We start from the raw sequence: 18427 nt of genomic DNA, 5'->3' as shown, positions 1-18427 counted from the left end.
TTTTCCTCCTTGCCTAATTATCTGAATGGTTGATTCTATTCAGAAAATCTTGTCTGAAATTCTCTACGGCGCTTTTTACCGGCATGATCAGGGATTGGCCCAGGGGGCACAAGGACGTTTGGAACAGCGCTTCCGAAATAGTCACCATCTGGTCGATGTCCTCTTCCCGTCCCTCTCCGCTCTGGATGCGGGATATCAAGCCGTACAATTGACTGGTTCCAACCCGGCAGGGCGCACATTGTCCGCAGGATTCATGTGCGAAAAACTGGAGAACGGATGACAGCATGTCCACCATATCGGCATCCTCGTTCATCACCAAAATGGCCCCGGAACCCAGCACGGCGGCATTCTCTTTCAGGCTCTCGAAATCCATGGGCACGTCCAGCAGCTTGTCGGAAAGAAACACCCCTGCCGCGCCGCCGACCAGTGCCGCCTTGAACCGCTTCCCGCCTTTTATGCCGCCACCGTAGGAAAAGATAATCTCCCGCAACGGTGTTCCCATTTCAGTCTCGATCAGGCCGGGGAACTCCACGTGGCCCAGGATGGTAAACACCTTGGTCCCGGTTGATTTTTCCGTACCGAACTTGCGGAACCATTCGGCTCCTTCGTAAATGATTTCCGGCACATTGGCCAATGTTTCCACGTTATTGACACAGGTGGGTTTCTGCCACAACCCTCTATTGGCCGGGAAAGGCGGCTTGATCCTCGGATATCCCCTTTTCCCTTCCAGCGAATCGATCAACGATGTTTCCTCGCCGCACACATACGCCCCGGCGCCTTTCTTGATCTCGAGGTCAAAAGAGAAATCAGTATCCAGAATCCGTTCACCAAGCAGGTTGTATGCGCGGGCCTGTTCTATGGCCTTCTGGATGCGGTCAATGGAGAGCTGGTATTCTCCCCGGATATAGATGAATCCCTTGCCGGCACCGATCGCATATCCCGCGATCATCATACCCTCAATCAATTTATGCGGATCACCTTCCATGATCAGTCGATCTTTGAAAGTTCCCGGTTCTCCTTCATCCGCGTTGCAGATCATGAACTTTTCCGTTCCCTCGGCTTTGCGGGTAAACGTCCATTTCAGGCCGGTCGGGAATCCAGCACCGCCACGGCCGCGCAAGCCGGAATCGGTTATTTCTTGAATGACCTGATCGGGAGTGATGTTCCGGCTGAAAATCTTCTCTATGCCGCGGTACCCTCCGGATGCCAGCGCATCGTCGATACTTTCGGGATCGATTTTCCAGCACTTGTTCAGCACGATGCGTTGTTGTGCCCGGGTCAGCCCGATCGATTTTTGACCTTCCGGTTCGAGCTTCTTTTCCGCGACCGAATGTTCCAGCTTCTTGGCCACCCGGCCTTTCACGATATGTTCAGCAACGATCTCTTTCAGGCTTTCGGGGGTGACATTGAAATAGGTCACGTTGTCCGGATATACCACCAACTGCACGCCTTTGCCGATCACGCCGATGGTGCCGGCCTCGAGAATTTTTATTTCCCGATCCAGGTTTTCTTTTTGCAACAACGCCTGCAGTTCCCGCTTGATTTCAAAAACGCCTGCCTGGATCGTCCCCTCGTCAACGGGGAGCATAATATGAGCCCTGTAGATACTCACTTCTCCCTCCTTTTGGCATCGATTATTTCCGCGAGCCGTTCAGCGTTCAGGTTTCCATATACCTGGTCGTTGATCATAACGGCCGGAGCCACGCCGCATACACCCAGACAGGAAGTCATCTCCAGGGTAAAAAGGCGATCCGGTGTAGTCTCACCGAATCCGACTCCCAGGATTTTTTCGAGTTCAGATGAAATCGTGCCCGCACCCATCAAATGACAGGGCGGAGACTGGCACACCCGGATCACGTGTTTTCCCCGGGGTTCCAGGCTGAACATGGTGTAGAAAGTCGCGACGCCATGAACAAAACTGTGCGGAAGTTGCAGATAATCAGCCGCGGCCGCCAGATCCTCCCCGGACAAGTAATTCCACTCATTGTTGTCCTGCAGGTCGTGCAGGATGCTGATGAGGTTGTCCCCCGACTTGGGATACCTCTCCATTACGTCTCTTTTCGTCATCATTCACCTCATCTGGTTTTCTCGTTACCGACGTTGAATCGCGTCAAACTTGCATGCCTCGTAACAGGCACCGCAATGGATGCAGATCTCCTGATCAATGAAATGGATTTGTTTGATTTCTCCACTGATGGCGTCGACCGGACACTTGCGCGCGCAGGCGGTACATCCCGTACACTTGTCCGCCAGGACCGTGTAGGCAGTCAGATCCTTGCACACCAGAGCGGGACAACGTTTGTCCTGGATGTGGGCCTCGTATTCATGGCGGAAGTACTTCAGGGTAGAGAGTACGGGGTTGGGGGCGGATTGTCCCAATCCGCACAAACTCGTGGCCTTGACGGTTTCAGCCATCTGTTCCAACTGCTCCAGATCTTTGGTTTCACCCTTTCCTTCAGCAATCCACTGCAGGATCCGGTGCATCTGCTTTAAACCGACCCGGCACGGAACACACTGGCCGCAGGATTCTTCCACGCAGAATTCCAGAAAAAACTTGGCCATGTTCACCATGCAGTTGTCTTCGTCCAGTACGATCAACCCGCCGGATCCCATGATCGATCCCAGTTCCGCCAGGGATTCGTAATCGATGGGAGTATCGAGGTGTTCGGCGGGAATGCATCCCCCGGATGGACCGCCGGTCTGAACGGCCTTGAGCGCTTTGTCGCCGGGAATGCCACCGCCCACTTCATAGACGATCTCGCGCAGGGTGATGCCCATGGGGACTTCCACCAGGCCGGTGTTGTTTACGTTGCCCGAAAGGGCGAACACCTTGGTGCCCTTGCTCTTGGCCGTTCCCATGGCGGCAAACCACTCAGCGCCATTGATAACGATATGACGCAAGTTGGCCAGGGTTTCCACGTTGTTGATCACAGTGGGCTTACCCCATAATCCCTGTTCAGAAGGATAAGGCGGCTTGGGCCTGGGCATTCCCCGATGGCCTTCGACGGAAGCCATCAGGGCCGTTTCTTCCCCACACACAAAAGCACCGGCACCGGTGCGGATTTCCAGATCAAAGGAAAATCCGCTCTCCAGGATATCCTTACCCAACAGGCCGGCTTCGCGGGCCTGCTCCAAGGCGCGGTGCAAACGCCGTACCGCCAGAGGATACTCAGCCCGGATATACACGAACCCCTGGGAAGCGCCCACGGCATATCCGGCAATTATCATGCCTTCGATCACGCTGTGCGGATCGCCTTCCAGGATGGCCCGGTCCATGAACGCGCCGGGATCGCCTTCATCCGCGTTGCAGACCACGTACTTGATATCCCCGGCGGCCCGGCGGGCCAGCTTCCACTTTAATCCTGTGGGAAATCCCGCGCCGCCGCGCCCGCGCAGTCCCGATGCGGTCACCGCTTCGATCACCGCATCCGGGGTCATCTCCGTCAGGCCGCGTGCCAAAGCCTGGTAACCGTCATTGCCGATGTACTCGTTGAGATTTTCCGGATCAATACGGCCACAGTTCTTGAGAACAACTTTGCATTGTTTCTCAAAAAAAGGGATCTGGCGTTTTTCCTCCACGATTTTACGGGCTTCCGGAACCTGCCACAACCACTCCTCTACCGGACGACCCTTGAGAAAATGTTCCTCTACAATGCGCTCGGCATATTCCGGCTTGAGGCGGATGTAAAAGGCACCATCCGGATAAACCACCATGACGGGCCCCAGTTCGCAGGGTCCCATGCAACCGGTTTCAATGATGTTTATCTCTTCTTCCAGTTCATGAGCCTTGACAACCTTGATGAGCCGGTTCTTGAAATCATGGCTGTGTGACGCGATGCATGCAGCGCCCCCGCAAATCAGTACATCCAGTCTCTTTTTCATAAAAGCCTCGTCTCAAGGATCCGCCGGCGGCGGATCATTCCGTAACTTCGAGAACGTAATCAGACAAGGGACTCCCATTCACAATATGCTCTGCCACGATCTTACGGGCCACTTCAGCAGTGACATTTCCGTACACGATACCGGGTTTGTCCTTCTCAGATACCGTGACGATGGGTTCGTGAGAACTGAGACCCCGCTCACCCGCCTGGGTGACAATGACACCTGTGATGTTGCGTTTCTCGATCTCCTCGAGGAACGCCCGGAGCGTCTCCCTGGCGCCGGCGGCGATGCCGGAAGTGCCCATTCCCACTACCACGCGGACACGGGCGTCCCCATCACGAAGAAGCATATCCTTCTGATGCTTCTCCCGTATCTTTTTCAGATCTTCAAGCTTCATCGTGCCTCCTTGATTGTATGCTTATACGCTATTTCTTAGAGTTTTTGCGGAATTCGCGGATCACTTTGCGGCCCTTGTCGGGATTCAGTTTCCCGAACACTTCCTCATCGATCATCATGGCAGGGGCCAGACCACAGGCACCGAAACAACGAGCTGTCGACAAGGTGAAAATGCCGTCTTTCGTGGTTCCACCCACGGGTATCTTTAATTCATCTGCCAGGGCATCGAGCAAACTCTGAGCCCCTTTTACGTGGCAGGCCGTACCCAGGCAAACATTTATGATGTGGTCACCGATGGGCTGGGTGCGGAAGAAATTATAAAATGTCACCACACTGAATATTTCGGATTGGGGCAGATTCATTTCTTTGGCCACGAACCCCTGAACTTCGCTGGGCAGATAACCAAAAAGTTCCTGGGCTCTTTGCAGCACCAGTATCAGCGGGCCGGGGATATTGCGGTGGGAATGGATAAACTCCCGGAGCTGCCGGAATTGCGGATTCTCCGGGGTGTGTGCTCGAGTCTGAAGCATCATGTCCTCCTTCTCTGGTTCTGCGGCATCCCGAAAGCCGTTTTCCGCAAAACCCGCGACGATGTCATTTGAACGTCCGGTATCGGGAGGATCGGCAGACCGTCAGGCGCCCCGTCAACTCAACGACGGTTCGGGGAAAAGCATGCGGTGAATCCGGCCCGCTGCTGAAAACGTATCCAAATCGGTTGTCAGGACAGTCAGACCTTCATCACGGGCCCGTTCCAGGACTGCCTCGTCCGGACGACCGCCGTTGGTGACCACAATGGCGGTGATGCGCTTCAACTGCGCCACGGCGATGACATTCAGGTGGCGTTGCAGGGTCAGCCATACGGCACCTTCAGGGCAGTTGGCCATCACATCCGACAACAGGTCTGAAGCATAACCTTCACGGACGTCCGCATCCGGACCCTGGACCAGCGCCTCACACTCCAAACCGTTTACAATTCCCGATAACTTCATAATTATCTGTTTTGCAATTAACAATATAGATCGTATCGAATCTTAAGACAACCCGTCTGAAAAGTCAACCCCGTGATCGACAAAAAAGCGCTTCTTTGCCCCGAAAATTCCTCCCGCATTTTCTACATGGGCAAGCGTTCCAGATTTTCACGCAGGTACTTCCGCAGAAAAGACAGGACAGCCGGATGAGTCAGCGACATTTCGCCGATCTGCTCGCGAATTTCATGGGTGGACACTGCGAAACGCCCGGCGTCGGTGATCCAGGCAAGTACCATGTCGACATCGGGAGTGGCGGCAATCAGTTGAAACACCGTCTCGTCCACCGGCCCCATGGGCGGGGTGTCGATGTGGGTCAACCGGTACTCCGCGCGGATGCTGGTTCCTTTGCCCAATTTGCTGGTTAATCGGAAAGCCCCGTCGCACTGCAGAGCGGTTTCCTTCATCAGGGGAATCCCCAGGCCCACCTTTTTGCCCGACTTGGTGGTGTAGAATGGATCCTGGACAAGCTGTGCGGTTTCGGAGTCCATTCCCCTGCCGTTATCACTGATCTTTAGGCGGATGCGATCGTTGCGACGGGACACCTCGATGGTGATCTCAACCCGGTCCGCTCCGGCGGTGACACTGTTCTGGACCACGTCCACGATGTGGAAACTGAGGTCTGCGATCACGAGTCTTCTCTTTGCCGGTAAAGGACTTTCCCTGATCCCCGGCGATAAGCCGCAAACAAAGCGGAAAACCTGCATTCCGCGATTTCGATCCGCATGGCGGCGCGTCCGATGTCCCGGAGGTAATGGGCATCACTGTGGGAGACCAGGGAAAATGATGCCAGGTCCGGGTGTTCGCGCAACACCTCTTCGCGGGTATGCGGCCAGGCGATCTCCAAGACGGACAGATCCAGGTGGGGCGGCACCATTCCCAGGTGGGGCAAAAGACCAAACCCGTTGCTCTCCACGTGGGCGGGGATTACTTCCCCCCCGATCGCGCGCACGCGCAACACCAGCTCGTCTATCGACAGGTCCAGCGAATTGAGCAGCACCCGGGGCTCAAAGCCGGTCACATTATCATCGATATCCACAATTACCTGGTCTCCAAAGAAATCCGCATTGTTGGCGATGTCCGGAAGATGGGGATAGATTTCCCGGTAACAGGCCTGCGCGATTTCGCAATCCGGGAAGTAACAGAGTACGTGGACGCCCTCCGCTGTCTGGGCTTCCATGCCGGGGATCACCACCACCCCATCCCTGTTGCCGGCCTCGACGGTGGCGTCCACATTGGCCATGCTATTGTGATCCGTGACCGCGATCATGTCCAGCCCCAGATCACGGGCGCGGACAACTACGCCGCGGGGAGACATCTCCAGGCTGCCGCAGGGAGACAAGGCCGAGTGAATGTGCAGGTCCGCAGTCACGATCACGTTTCCTCTCCGCCGCCGCAAGCGGCAGCCCCACTATACCCCGGAACCGCCTGGAGCGCAAGAGATTACCTTGGGGACGGCGTTGACTTGGATGGGCCTCTGGGTTACACTCCGGGCAGGAGAGATCCACATGACAGCCCGAGAACTGGTCAAGATCCTGAAAGGAGAGGTGATCAGCGGTGAAAGCCGCTTGGACGAAGAAGTGCAATCCATCGGCGCCGGAGACATGATGAGTGATATCCTGGCCCTGGCCAAACCGGGCATGGTGGTGCTCACGGCCCATACTTCCCCGCAATCGGTGCGGACCGGGATGGTGACCGAGCTCCTCGGTCTGGTGGTGATCCAGAACAAGAACATTCCTCCCGCCACCATTGAACTGGCCCGCATGAACGACTTCCTGCTCATCCGTACGCCTTTCTTCATGTTTTCCGCCTGCGGCCGCCTTTATACCGCCGGTTTCAAGGGAATCGATGGCTGAAGAAAAGAACCTCAAGAAATACGTCGACATATTCCGCGACCTGACCGCCGCGGACATCATGACCCGCAACCCCGTGAGCCTGACCCCGGACAAAAAGGTGGCCCGCGCCAAAGAGATGATGAAGATCAAAAAGATCTCCGGAATCCCCATCGTGGACCGCAACGGCATTGTGGTGGGCATCATCAGCATCGAGGATATCATCAATGCCCTGGAGTACGGTCGCATCAACGAACCCCTTAAAAAAGTCATGACCCGGGACGTGGTCAGCCTGCGACCGGAAGATAACCTGCCCGACATCGTGGACAAGTTCAGCACCTTCAAACTGGGGCGCTTTCCGGTAGTGGATGAAAACAACCGCCTGCGGGGCATTGTCGCCCGCGAAGACATCCTGCACGGCATCCTGGAGAAGTTCAACCTCATCTACATCCACGACACCAAGCGCAAAACCACGCTGGACCAGGAGTTCTCCCTGATCACGGGCGAGCGTTTGCGCGGGGACGAAGCCGAATTCCACTACACCATCGACAATTCCGACATCACTTCGGCCGGAACCGGGGCGGCCCTGTTGAAGCAGTTCCTGAAAAAAAAGGGCGTCGATCAGGAGATCGCCCGGCGCGTGGGCATCGCCACCTACGAAGCGGAAACCAACGTGGTGATCCACAGTTGCAGCAAAGGCGACATCTACTGCTTTATCAAAAAGGACCGCATCATCGTGCGGGTCACCGATATGGGCATCGGCATCGAGGACCTGGACCAAGCCATGACCGAAGGATTCTCCACGGCATCCGACTATGTGCGGGAATTCGGTTTCGGAGCCGGCATGGGCATTCCCAACATGAAACGGTTCGCCGACAAGCTGGTCATCCTGGCGGAAAAAAAGAAGGGCACCCAGGTTGAAATCGTTTTTTTTCTGCCCGCGGCGGAATCGCCCTCCGGGACAGCCCAAGAGCTGAACGTTTCAGTGGAATGTCCGCGTGACCCCGATCCAAGGAGGATTCCATGAGCGGCAACAGGCAAAACCCCTGGACGACTGAAAGAGTTGCGGACCTGGTGAGGTCGCATTACGGAATCGCCGCCACGGCCCTGCCCCTGCACGGAGAGGTAGACGTCAACTTCCGCATCCGTGCCGACGGGGGCGATTATCTTTTCAAGATCTCCCCTCCCGGATCCAGAGCAGAGGTCCTGGATTTCCGCATCAGCGCCCTGGACCACCTGGCAGAAGCGGATCCGGAGCTTCCGGTTCCCCGGGTTCAGTATTCCCTTACAGGAAAACGCCTGGTTGCGATTGAATCACCAAACGAAGGAACTGTTTGGATCCACCTGCTCTCCTGGTTGCCGGGAACGCTTATGGCGGATTACCGCCCCCGGTCCCAGCGCCTGGCATCGCGGCTGGGGAGGTTTTTGGCACATTTAAACCAAGGCCTGGCGGACTTTGCCCATGGTGCGCAAAAACGGGAACTGGTCTGGGATCTCTGCCGTGCTCCCGATCTCTCTGTCCATGTGCACACCCTGAAAGACAGGCATTTGCAAAGCCAGGTGTCGGAAGTACTGGCGGACGGCCGGGAACGAATCATTCCCGCCCTGGCCGGCTGTCCCAAGCAGGTTATTCACAACGACGCCAACGACCACAACGTTCTGGTGCAAACAAATATTTCCGGGGCACCCGGCATTGCCGGGTTGGTTGATTTCGGCGACCTCGTGTACTGCTATCGTGTTTGTGAGCCCGCCATTGCCGCGGCCTATGCCTGTCTGCACCAGCAGGATCCCGTGGCGGCCATTGCCGCCCTGGCGCGGGGTTATCACCAAGTGTTTCCCCTGCTGGAAAAGGAAATCGACCAGATCTTTTGCCTGGTGCGCCTGCGCCTGGCCGCCAGCCTGGTGATGGCCGCACGCCGACAGTGCGAAGAACCGGAAAACACCTACCACCAGATTTCCAGGCAAGCTGTTTCAGATACCTTTCTACAGTTGACCGAGACCAATTTTCTGGCGGCGCGCGCGCGCATCCGCAAAGCCTGCGGCCTGGCCGCAACCCCCACAGCCGTAGAGATTCAGCGCTGGCTGGCCGAAAAGCGCAAAGATTTCGCCGCGGTGATGCAGGGTTTGGACGGCCCCGTCCGCGTTTTGGATTTGAGCGTGGCCGGACGCCACGCGCGGCCGCCCGGGAACGGAGCGGCCGCAGGCTGGCAGGTTCCAGCCGAAGAAGGCATGGCTGTGGGGCGTTACAACGAAGCGCGGCTCTGCTACACCACACCCCAGTTTCTCTCGTGCGCCGGGCCGCGCACCATCCACCTGGGCATGGATCTGTTTGACGAGGCCGGAACCGCGGTCTTTGCTCCCCTGGATGGCCGTGTGGTCACTGCCGTGGATAACGCGTTTGCCGGAGATTACGGACCCACTGTGATTCTGCAACACACCCCGGCCGGCGCTCCGCCCTTCTTTACCCTTTACGGCCATTTGGCAAGGGAATCGATCGCCGCCTTGAAGCCCGGCACACCCGTCGCTCGCGGTGAGGCTTTTGTGAGCTTGGGTGATGTGGATGAGAACGGCGGCTGGCCACCCCACCTGCATTTCCAGGTGATGACGGATTTGCTTGGATACAAAGAAAATTTTCCCGGAGTCGCCGCCCCGGACGAAAAAGAAGCCTGGCTGGAGATCTGTCCCGACCCCAACATCATACTGAATATCCCCGCAAAAGCCTTCCCCGCACCCGCCATGACACCGGAAGAGATCCTGTCCTCGCGCCAACGCCTGCTCAACCCCGCCCTCAGCATCTCTTACCGCCGCCCCCTGACCATGGTTCGGGGTTTCATGCAGTTCATGTACGACCGTGACGGCAACACGTTTCTGGACGCGGTCAACAACGTTCCCCACGTGGGCCATTGCCACCCCCGGGTGGTGGAAGCGGTGGCCACCCAGGCGGCCATTCTCAATACCAACACCCGCTACCTGCACCCGCTGCTGGTCAACTATGCCCAGCGCCTGGCGGCAACCCTGCCGGATCCGCTGGATGTGTGCTTTTTCACCAACAGCGGCAGCGAGGCCAACGACCTGGCCCTGCGCCTGGCGCGGATGGCCACGGGCCGTCGCGACATGGTGGTGCTGGACGCCGCGTACCACGGCAACCTGGCCGGCTTGATCAAAATCAGTCCCTACAAATTCAACGGCAAAGGGGGCACGGGCCGGCCGCCGCATACCCACGTGTTTCCCCTGCCCGACCCCCTGCGCGGCGAGTATCGTGGTCGGCCCGACAGCGGGGAACGTTACGCACAGAAATTCCACGAAATGTTGCGGATGCTGGAGAACGCAGGTACTCCGGCGGCGGCGTTCATGGTTGAACCCCTGCCCGGGTGCGCGGGCCAGATCGTGCTGCCCGAAGAGTTCCTGGCCCGGGCCTTTGCCGCCGTGCGTGCCGCCGGCGGAGTGGCCATCGCCGACGAGGTCCAGGTGGGATTCGGCCGCGTGGGCGACGCTTTCTGGGGATTTCAGACCCAGGACGCGCTCCCCGACATCGTCACCATGGGCAAACCCATGGGCAACGGTCACCCCCTGGGCGCGGTTGTGACCACGCGCGCGGTGGCGGACGCTTTTCGCACGGGCATGGAGTATTTCAACACATTCGGGGGCAATCCCGTCTCCTGCGCTGCCGGCCTGGCCGTACTGGACGTGATCCGCGACGAAGACCTGCAGGACCACGCCCGGCGGGTGGGAAACCGGCTGAAAGCGGACCTTGAAGCCTTGAAATCCCGCCATCACCTGGTGGCGGATGTACGTGGCCGCGGCCTTTTTGTCGGAATCGAACTGGCGCGCGACCGGGAAACGTTTGAGCCGGCGGACCGCGAAGCCGCCTACATCAGCGAGCGCATGCGCGACCTGGGCATCCTCATCAGCGTGGACGGGCCGCTGCACAACGTGCTCAAGATCAAGCCGCCCCTGTGTTTCAATAAGACGGACGCCGCCCGCCTGGTCGAAACCCTGGACGAGATCCTGGACGAGACATTCCTGCAATCCTCAAGAAATAAGTGAAAAGTTGAAAGTGAAAAGTGGAAAGTTGAAAGAAGGTGGCAGGAGGCAGGTGACACGGGCGAAAAATTTTTCGCCCCTACTTCTGTTCCGCCCTCAACTCTTTCTACTTCTTCCCTCTTCAACTTTTCAACTTTTCAACTTTAACAAAGCCAGTGGCTAAAAGATCCCGGGGATCTCGTGGCCGCAGTTGCCGCAACGATTGCCCTTCAGTCCGGTCACGCGCGCCGAGAAGCCCTCGCGGTGGATCAGCTCTGTATTACATTCCGGGCAACGGGTATGGCGGGCTTTTGACATCAGGTTGCCCACGTACACGTATTCCAGGCCGACTTCCCGAGCGGTGCGGCGCGCCCGCTCCAGGATGGCCGGAGGCGTGGGCGGGATGTTGCGCATGCGATAGGTGGGAAAAAACCGGGAAAAATGCAGGGGTACCCGGGGCCCCAGCTTGTCTACGATCCAGCGCGTCATCTCGCGGATATCCGTTACCGAGTCGTTGAGACCGGGAATCAGGAGTACCACGATCTCCAGCCAGACCCCCTCATCTTTTATCACTTCCAAGGTATGCAACACCGGCGCCAGGGTGGCGCCGCAGATCTCGTGGTAAAACTTATCGGTGAAAGCCTTGAGATCGATCTTGACCGCGCCCAGGCTGCGGCACAACTCGCGCATGGGCGCTTCCCGGATATAGCCGTTGGAAATCATCACGTTGGGAATCCCGGCGCGACGGCCCTCCCGGGCGCAGTCGAGCATGTACTCGTAAAACACCACCGGTTCACCGTACGTGTGCGCCACGCTGGTGCAACCGCGCTCTTGGGCCAGCTTCACCACGGCAGCCGGGGGCAGTTTGATTGAGCGGACCTTTTCCGGCCCCTGTTGTGAAATCTCCCAGTTCTGGCAGAAGCGGCAGGACATGTTGCAGCCCGCGGTGGCGATGGAAAAAGCGTTGCTTCCGGGATGGAAGTGAAACAGGGGTTTCTTTTCGATGGGATCAATGTTGGCGGAACAGGGAGTACCATAAACCAGTGTCACAAGGCGACCGTCGCGGTTTTCCCGAACCCGGCACACACCCCGTTCCCCTTTGCCCAGCACACATTCATTGGGACACAGGTTACATACCACTCGGTCGCGGGAAAGACTCTCGAAAAACATGGCGCGACGCACCCCGAGCGGCGGCACCGGTACCGCATCCAGTTTGCCCGCACCCAGAACCAGTCCGGCTCCGGCCGCCAGGCTGAAGCGCATGAATTCGCGCCGATCCGGACTCATTTCTCCTCCTCTGCAAAAACCTGTGCCTGGAAGACGAGGAATTCCATCTCGGTGGAGCGGTATGCCCGGGAAGAAAGACCGGCCTTGCGGCAAAGGCTGGAGAGAAACGTATCCAAGTCCCAGCCCGTTTCCGTGGCCACCTGGGGCAGGTAAACCGCCGAGGCTCGGTTTTTGCGGATGATCACGCCATCCGTACCCAGGCGAATGGCACGATAATCCCGGATCGGCTGCAGGGGGGTCATGACCGACACCTCGATGTTTACACTATCCAGTTCAGATGCTTTCAGGTTCGGGAATCGGGGATCCGCAAACGCGGCGTTGCGGGCATTCGCCATAACGCCGTCAAACAACGGCCGGGTTCCCACAATGGAACCGATGCACCCCCGCAATGCATGACCCTTGCGCAACGTCACGAACACGCCGGTTTTGCGCTTCATGGCCGGCGTCAATTCCACTCCCTGCAGAATGGTGCTGTTTTCCCTTCCGTTCAGGGCCGATTCGAGCGTGCGTCGCGCAATGGTGAGCAATCCGGCGCCCTCTTTGGCGCTGAGTTGAGCTTCAGGACTCTTTTTGCGTACGGCCGCCACGGTTCCATAACCGACGCTGAGGGTGTAGTCTTTGTTGGCATCTCCGGAAGTGGCATAAGCCACTGTTTTCAGCTCATGACTGCGTTTGTCAAACAGGTGCATCCAGACAGCCACGGGGACCACGCCGCACATGGTCATGCCCGTGCGTTCCAGGTAACCCCAGTATTCGCGGTGATCCAGGGCAACCACTTTTTCAAGCAGCCCCCGGTCCAGGCGGTGGAGTTGCCCGGCCACATCCTTTTTGAATGGAGAGTAACCGAAACGACTGCCGTAATGGGTCAAATCACTGGACGCGACCACCACGGTGTGTTCGTCCACGTAAGGAGCGATGGCAGCGGCCATGGCTTCCGTTTCAGCCGGAGTCGCCCGGCCGAACAGAATGGGAACCACTTTGAAGTCCGCTTCCGCCAGAACCCGTTGCAGGAAAGGCAATTGGTTTTCCAATGAGTGTTCCTGCTGCATGACGCGGTTGTTTACCCTGAATTTCGGTTCTTTCTCCAGGCGGTTCACCACTTCCCGGTCTACGGGAATCTTTCCCAGGGGCGTTGAATTGAATGCAAAAGAAGACACGCAGGCCCCGGAAAATCTCCCTGAATGGGAAACACCCAGGAGAATGACCCGGCGAATCCCGGTTCGGCCCTGCAAATGCATATAGCCTTGAGCGGCAACGGCTCCGCTGTGCACCAGGCCGGCATGGGGCACCACCAGCCCTTGCACAGTGGCGGGATCAAGCCGGGGACGCACCCCCCGCAAGCAACGGTCGAGCAGTTGGTTGAGTTTCTGCGGATCCTCGGGATACCATGATCCCGTTGTCAAATATCCCCGCACATCGGCGCAAACGGACGGCCGCGGGCACAGAAACGCCAGCAGCAACGCCACAAACATCCGCAATCCGACTTTCATGTCCGCCTCTCTATGTATATGGTAGGCAAACCCCCCGGCCAAGTCAACCGGGGAATCCAGCTGCCGGTCAAAAATGAAAAAAGTCCCGTGAATGCGTTTTTTTCACCCCGTGATTGTGTTACAATCCCGGACTTGGAGGAGCCATGATCGCCAAGGAGAGCCCCACCACGGAGACGGAAGCCGTACCGTCTCACACCTGTCTTTTTTCGCAATTCCCTGTTGAGAGCATGCACCATTTCCCAACCATTCGCCGTTTCCGGGACTGAGGGCCGCTTTCAGTCATATGCACGTCCATTCCTCCTCTCTAATTCCCCCAAACCGTGAGGTGTTTCCATGGAGAAGTTTGAGAAAGAACTGAACCAGGCCGCCCGGGAACGCAGGGAAAAACGCAAACCCGCGCCCAAGCAGAACGAACTTACCGTGGTTTCGGTATACTGCAAGGGCTGCGGATTGTGCGTGGACATCTGCCCCACCGGCACCCTGGAACTTGAAGACAATATGGTGAGCAAGTTCGGCGTTTCCGTCAAGGTCGCCGCCCCGGAACGCTGCATCGGCTGCCGCATGTGCGAGCGCCGCTGCCCGGATTTCGCCATTTTCGTAAACTACGAGAAATTAACAAGAGGCCAAAGCAATGGGAAAACGTCGTAAAGTCCTGCAAGGCAATATCATCGTGGCCAGGGCGGCCATTGATGCCGGCTGTAACTTTTTTGCCGGTTATCCCATCACGCCTTCATCCGAGATCGCCCAGTACATGTCCCGGGAAATGCCCAAGCTGGGTCGGGATTTCATCCAGATGGAGGATGAAATCGCCTCCCTGGGAGCCTGCATCGGCGCGTCCCTGGCGGGGCGCAAGGTTTTAACCGCCACCAGCGGACCGGGGTTCTCCCTGATGCAGGAACACCTGGGCATGGGCGTGATGGCCGAAATCCCCCTGGTCATCGTCAATGTCATGCGCGGCGGGCCATCCACGGGCCTGCCCACCAAACCCTCGCAATCCGACGTCATGCAAACCCGCTGGGGCACGCACGGGGATCATCCCATTATCGTGCTCACCCCGGCATTCGCGTCAGAGCTGTACGCGGAAACCGTGCGCGCGTTCAACCTTTCTGAACGCTTCTGGAACCCCGTCATCCTGCTGTACGATGAAGTACTGGCCAAGGCGCACGAAGACATCGAGCTTCCCTATAAAAAAGACCTGAGTATTTACAAAGAAAAGGTCCACAAGATCAAGGACCTCGATATCTACGACCGTGAGATCGGCCAGAACCCCCACCGGGTGGATTTCTTCAAGGGTTATCCCATCCACATAGACGGCCTGGAACACGACAAGCACGGCTGGCCCACATCCGAACCCGGAACCGTGCAGAAACAACAGACCCTGCGCATGCAGAAGATCTACCATTACCTGGACGACATCATCAAGTACAACGAATACTACATGGATGACGCGGAAATCCTGGTATTCGCCTTCGGGGTTTCCGCGCGTGCCGCCCTTCCCGCTGTTGAGATGGCGCGAGAACTGGGTATCCGTGCCGGTCTTTTTCAGCCTCTGACCCTGTGGCCGTTCCCCAAACAGATCCTGCGCCGGCGTTTTTCCCGCATCAAAAAGGTGTTGACCGTTGAGCTCAACATGGGCCAGGTCCGCTACGAGATGGAGCGGGTGGCCGCAGACGACGTGGAAAAACGCGCCCTTTTGCGGGCAAACGGCATTCCCTTTACTCCGGGGGAAGTCCTGGACCAGATCAAGGAGTTTTAGCATGAGACATTACGAACGATACATCCGCTACCGCACCTTCCCCACTCCCTGGTGCCCGGGATGCGGTGACGGTGTGGTACTCAAAAGCATCGCCATGGCTTTTTCCGAGTTGGAACTGGACCCCAACCACATCGTGGTGGTGTCGGGAATCGGCTGTTCGGGACGCATGCCCACCTTCTTTAACACCAACACCCTGCATACCACCCACGGCCGCGCCCTGACCTTTGCCACCGGCATCAAGCTGGCCCGGCCGGACAAAATGGTGGTGGTGATTTCCGGAGACGGAGACGCCACCGCAATCGGCGGGAACCACCTCATCCATGCCGCCCGCCGCAACATCGGCATCAACCTGATATTGATCAACAACGGCGTATACGGCATGACGGGCGGGCAGGTATCGCCCCTGACGCCCCAGAAATTCATTACCGAGACCACTCCTTACGGCAATATCGAGCCCAAGTTCGATATCGCCGAACTCCTGATCGCGGCCAAAGCCTCTTTTGTGGCCCGCGAAACGGTCAACCGCCCGGTGCAGTTAAAGGATGTGGTCAAGAAGTCTTTTCAACATAAAGGCTTCTCCGTGGTGGAAGTAATCAGCAATTGCCACATCAACCTGGGAAGGCGCAACCGCATGAAAGACCCCATCGCCATGACAAAGTGGATCGAGGGCCGCACCGTCAGCAAGGCCCAATACGAAAAGATGACTCCGGAAGAACGCCTGCACAAGTATCCCACGGGGATCCTGTTTGAAGACACGGAGCGATTGGAATACTCCGACCTCTACTACCAGCACATCATTCCCGCGGCCCAGGCCGCTGCCGAAGCCGCCGCCCTCAAGCAGGCGGAACGAAACAGCGCCTCCAAGAAGGTGAAATCATGAGCAACCTGGATAAACGCTTTGAGATCCGCTACGGAGCCGTCGGCGGCCAGGGCATCATCACCGCCGGGGCCCTGCTGGTGGATATCGTGGTACACAAAGAGAACGGCTTCGCCCTGGAAAGCCCGACCTATACCGCCACGGTTCGGGGCGGCCCCACCAAGGTCGACGTCATTTTGTCGAACAAACCCATCCTCTTCCCCCAGGCCACGGCCATCGATTTCTTTGTGTGTACCTACCAGGTTCCTTTTGACCTGTACAAATCGCGCTTGCGCGACGACGCCATCGTGGTGGTGGACTCCCACCTGGTCACGGACCTGGGGGATACCCGTTCATGGAAGCTCTACTCCATTCCCATCATCAACGAAACCAAGAAGCAACTGGGCAACGTGATCCTGACTTCCGTGGTCACCCTGTCACTCACCCAGAAGCTGACCGGCGTGATCCAGTACCGCAACATGGTGGATTTTATCCGCCAATGGGCGCCGGCGGATTTCCTGGAACTCAACATGGAGGCCATTGAACTGGGCCGCGGCCTGGTTTGATCAGGGCCATCATGGCGCAGAACCTGGTTGATTCCCTGAAACAGCGCGGCATGATCCACGACATCATGCCGGGCACCCGGGAACTCCTGTCCGCAGGCATGGTCACGGCCTACGTGGGTTTCGATCCCACCGCGGATTCCCTGCATATCGGCCACCTGGTTTCCATCATGCTGCTGCGCCACCTCCAGGCCGCGGGACATCGTCCCATCGCCCTTATCGGGGGAGCAACGGGCATGGTGGGCGACCCCTCGGGAAAATCATGTGAACGCAACCTGCTGGACCCGGAAGAACTGCTGGCCAACCAGGACGCGGTCGCCCGCCAACTGGAAAGATTTCTGGACCCGGATCCACCCGGCGGCAATGCCGCCATGATCCTCAACAACCACGACTGGCTGGGGGCATTCAACCTGCTTGATTTCCTGCGCATGGCCGGCAAACACCTGACCGTCAACTACATGATGGCCAAGGAGTCGGTGAAAAACCGGCTGGAGAGCGGACTTTCTTTTACGGAGTTCTCGTACCAGTTGCTCCAGGCCTGGGACTTTTTTCACCTCTACACCCACCATGACTGCCGGCTGCAAATGGGGGGATCCGACCAGTGGGGCAACATCACCGCGGGCACGGAACTCATCCGGCGCAAAGCCGGTGGTGAAGCCTTTGCCCTGACCTGCCCGCTGATCACCCGCGCGGATGGACGCAAATTCGGAAAGACCGAATCCGGCAACGTATGGCTGGATCCCCGCCGCACTTCACCCTACCAGTTTTACCAGTTCTGGCTCAACGTCTCGGACATAGACGCCGCCCGCTACATGCGCATCTTTACCCACCTGGATATGGACGAGATCGCCGAATTGACGGCATCCCACATGGAGGCGCCCCACCGTCGTTTGCTGCAGCAACGGCTGGGCCGGGAAGCAACGGAGATGGTCCACTCCCATGAGGCCTGGGAATCGGCCCGCGCCGCCTCGGAAATCCTGTTCGGCCGGGGCTCCACGCAAACCCTGCGCTCCCTGTCGGAAGCGGACCTGCTGGACGCCCTGGAAGGTGTGCCCCGCGCCGTCCTGCCGCGCACGCAATTAGAGAAGGGTGTGGACGTGGTGGACATGCTGGCCGTGCACACGGACGTTTTCGCCTCCAAGGGCGAGGTCCGCCGTCTGGTGGGGAACGGGGGCCTGAGCCTCAACAGAGAGCGGGTCGCGGATCCCTCCCGCATCGTGTCCGCCGGGGATCTCCTGCACAACCGCTTTATCCTGGTGCAACAGGGAAAAAAGCACTATATCCTTATCAGTGTTGAATAGCCGCCGCCACGCGCCC

The 18427-nt window shown here is 58.0% G+C and carries 18 protein-coding genes; 8 read left to right on the top strand and 10 right to left on the bottom strand.

Annotated features, from left to right (window positions below; translation table 11 throughout):
* Positions 1 to 13: 13 nt before the first annotated feature.
* The 8 genes from nuoF (ENN40_08130) to ENN40_08095 all read right to left on the bottom strand — a co-directional run bounded on the left by nuoF (ENN40_08130) (position 14) and on the right by ENN40_08095 (position 6681).
* Positions 14 to 1612 carry an NADH-quinone oxidoreductase subunit NuoF gene (gene nuoF, locus ENN40_08130; GenBank protein ID HDP95313.1) on the bottom strand — a complete coding sequence of 533 codons (1599 nt, stop codon included), beginning with the start codon at positions 1610 to 1612 and terminating at the stop codon, positions 14 to 16.
* Positions 1609 to 2070 carry an NAD(P)H-dependent oxidoreductase subunit E gene (locus ENN40_08125; protein ID HDP95312.1) on the bottom strand — a complete coding sequence of 154 codons (462 nt, stop codon included), beginning with the start codon at positions 2068 to 2070 and terminating at the stop codon, positions 1609 to 1611. Before ENN40_08125 ends, nuoF (ENN40_08130) begins: the two co-directional genes overlap by 4 nt.
* A gap of 21 nt (positions 2071 to 2091) precedes the next feature.
* Positions 2092 to 3882: an NADH-quinone oxidoreductase subunit NuoF gene (nuoF, locus tag ENN40_08120; GenBank protein ID HDP95311.1), complete on the bottom strand. Its 1791-nt coding sequence runs from the start codon at positions 3880 to 3882 to the stop codon at positions 2092 to 2094.
* Positions 3883 to 3916: 34 nt separating this feature from the next.
* Entirely contained in the window at positions 3917 to 4279 is a 363-nt protein-coding gene (locus ENN40_08115) for a (2Fe-2S) ferredoxin domain-containing protein (GenBank protein ID HDP95310.1), read from the bottom strand.
* 28 nt (positions 4280 to 4307) lie between these two features.
* The gene (locus tag ENN40_08110; protein HDP95309.1) at positions 4308 to 4808 is read right to left on the bottom strand and encodes an NAD(P)H-dependent oxidoreductase subunit E; all 501 of its coding nucleotides are present in this window, start codon (positions 4806 to 4808) and stop codon (positions 4308 to 4310) included.
* A 114-nt stretch (positions 4809 to 4922) separates the two neighbouring features.
* Positions 4923 to 5267: a serine kinase gene (locus ENN40_08105; protein ID HDP95308.1), complete on the bottom strand. Its 345-nt coding sequence runs from the start codon at positions 5265 to 5267 to the stop codon at positions 4923 to 4925.
* A 122-nt stretch (positions 5268 to 5389) separates the two neighbouring features.
* Positions 5390 to 6010 carry an ATP-binding protein gene (locus ENN40_08100; protein ID HDP95307.1) on the bottom strand — a complete coding sequence of 207 codons (621 nt, stop codon included), beginning with the start codon at positions 6008 to 6010 and terminating at the stop codon, positions 5390 to 5392.
* Complete coding sequence (locus ENN40_08095; GenBank protein HDP95306.1) at positions 5932 to 6681, bottom strand: PHP domain-containing protein; 750 nt, start codon at positions 6679 to 6681, stop codon at positions 5932 to 5934. The genes ENN40_08100 and ENN40_08095 overlap by 79 nt, the downstream gene beginning before the upstream one ends.
* 130 nt (positions 6682 to 6811) lie before the next feature.
* Here ENN40_08095 and ENN40_08090 point away from each other — a divergent pair, with 130 nt between their 5' ends.
* Genes ENN40_08090 through ENN40_08080 form a run of 3 tightly spaced genes read left to right on the top strand, consistent with a single transcriptional unit; the run spans position 6812 to position 11182 of the window.
* Positions 6812 to 7159 (top strand): hypothetical protein, encoded by a 348-nt coding sequence (locus ENN40_08090; protein ID HDP95305.1) that lies wholly within the window; start codon positions 6812 to 6814, stop codon positions 7157 to 7159.
* A complete protein-coding gene (locus ENN40_08085) occupies positions 7152 to 8162 on the top strand; it encodes a CBS domain-containing protein (protein ID HDP95304.1) in 1011 nt (336 codons plus the stop codon). The genes ENN40_08090 and ENN40_08085 overlap by 8 nt, the downstream gene beginning before the upstream one ends.
* Positions 8159 to 11182, top strand: coding sequence for an aminotransferase class III-fold pyridoxal phosphate-dependent enzyme (locus tag ENN40_08080; protein ID HDP95303.1), 3024 nt, complete (start codon positions 8159 to 8161; stop codon positions 11180 to 11182). Before ENN40_08085 ends, ENN40_08080 begins: the two co-directional genes overlap by 4 nt.
* A 156-nt stretch (positions 11183 to 11338) precedes the next feature.
* Here the strand turns inward: ENN40_08080 and amrS are convergent, their stop codons facing one another.
* A complete protein-coding gene (gene amrS / locus ENN40_08075; protein ID HDP95302.1) occupies positions 11339 to 12445 on the bottom strand; it encodes an AmmeMemoRadiSam system radical SAM enzyme in 1107 nt (368 codons plus the stop codon).
* Positions 12442 to 13935 (bottom strand): AmmeMemoRadiSam system protein B, encoded by a 1494-nt coding sequence (gene amrB / locus ENN40_08070; protein HDP95301.1) that lies wholly within the window; start codon positions 13933 to 13935, stop codon positions 12442 to 12444. Before amrB ends, amrS begins: the two co-directional genes overlap by 4 nt.
* 333 nt (positions 13936 to 14268) lie before the next feature.
* Here amrB and ENN40_08065 point away from each other — a divergent pair, with 333 nt between their 5' ends.
* The 5 genes from ENN40_08065 to ENN40_08045 are packed head-to-tail and all read left to right on the top strand — an operon-like array spanning position 14269 to position 18411.
* A complete protein-coding gene (locus ENN40_08065) occupies positions 14269 to 14583 on the top strand; it encodes a 4Fe-4S dicluster domain-containing protein (protein HDP95300.1) in 315 nt (104 codons plus the stop codon).
* The gene (locus ENN40_08060) at positions 14567 to 15691 is read left to right on the top strand and encodes a 2-oxoacid:acceptor oxidoreductase subunit alpha (GenBank protein HDP95299.1); all 1125 of its coding nucleotides are present in this window, start codon (positions 14567 to 14569) and stop codon (positions 15689 to 15691) included. The genes ENN40_08065 and ENN40_08060 overlap by 17 nt, the downstream gene beginning before the upstream one ends.
* Position 15692: 1 nt before the next feature.
* Positions 15693 to 16571, top strand: a complete 879-nt coding sequence (locus ENN40_08055) for a 2-oxoglutarate ferredoxin oxidoreductase subunit beta (GenBank protein ID HDP95298.1) — start codon at positions 15693 to 15695, stop codon at positions 16569 to 16571.
* The gene (gene oorC, locus ENN40_08050; GenBank protein HDP95297.1) at positions 16568 to 17113 is read left to right on the top strand and encodes a 2-oxoglutarate:acceptor oxidoreductase; all 546 of its coding nucleotides are present in this window, start codon (positions 16568 to 16570) and stop codon (positions 17111 to 17113) included. The genes ENN40_08055 and oorC overlap by 4 nt, the downstream gene beginning before the upstream one ends.
* An 11-nt stretch (positions 17114 to 17124) precedes the next feature.
* A complete protein-coding gene (locus ENN40_08045; GenBank protein HDP95296.1) occupies positions 17125 to 18411 on the top strand; it encodes a tyrosine--tRNA ligase in 1287 nt (428 codons plus the stop codon).
* The last annotated feature ends 16 nt before the right edge of the window (positions 18412 to 18427 follow it).

It is taken from the genome of Candidatus Aminicenantes bacterium, assembly GCA_011049425.1.
Classification (GTDB): Bacteria; Acidobacteriota; Aminicenantia; order UBA2199; family UBA2199; genus UBA876.
The sequence above is the reverse complement of the archived record's forward strand: the minus strand, read 5'-3'. Positions and strand labels throughout refer to the sequence as shown.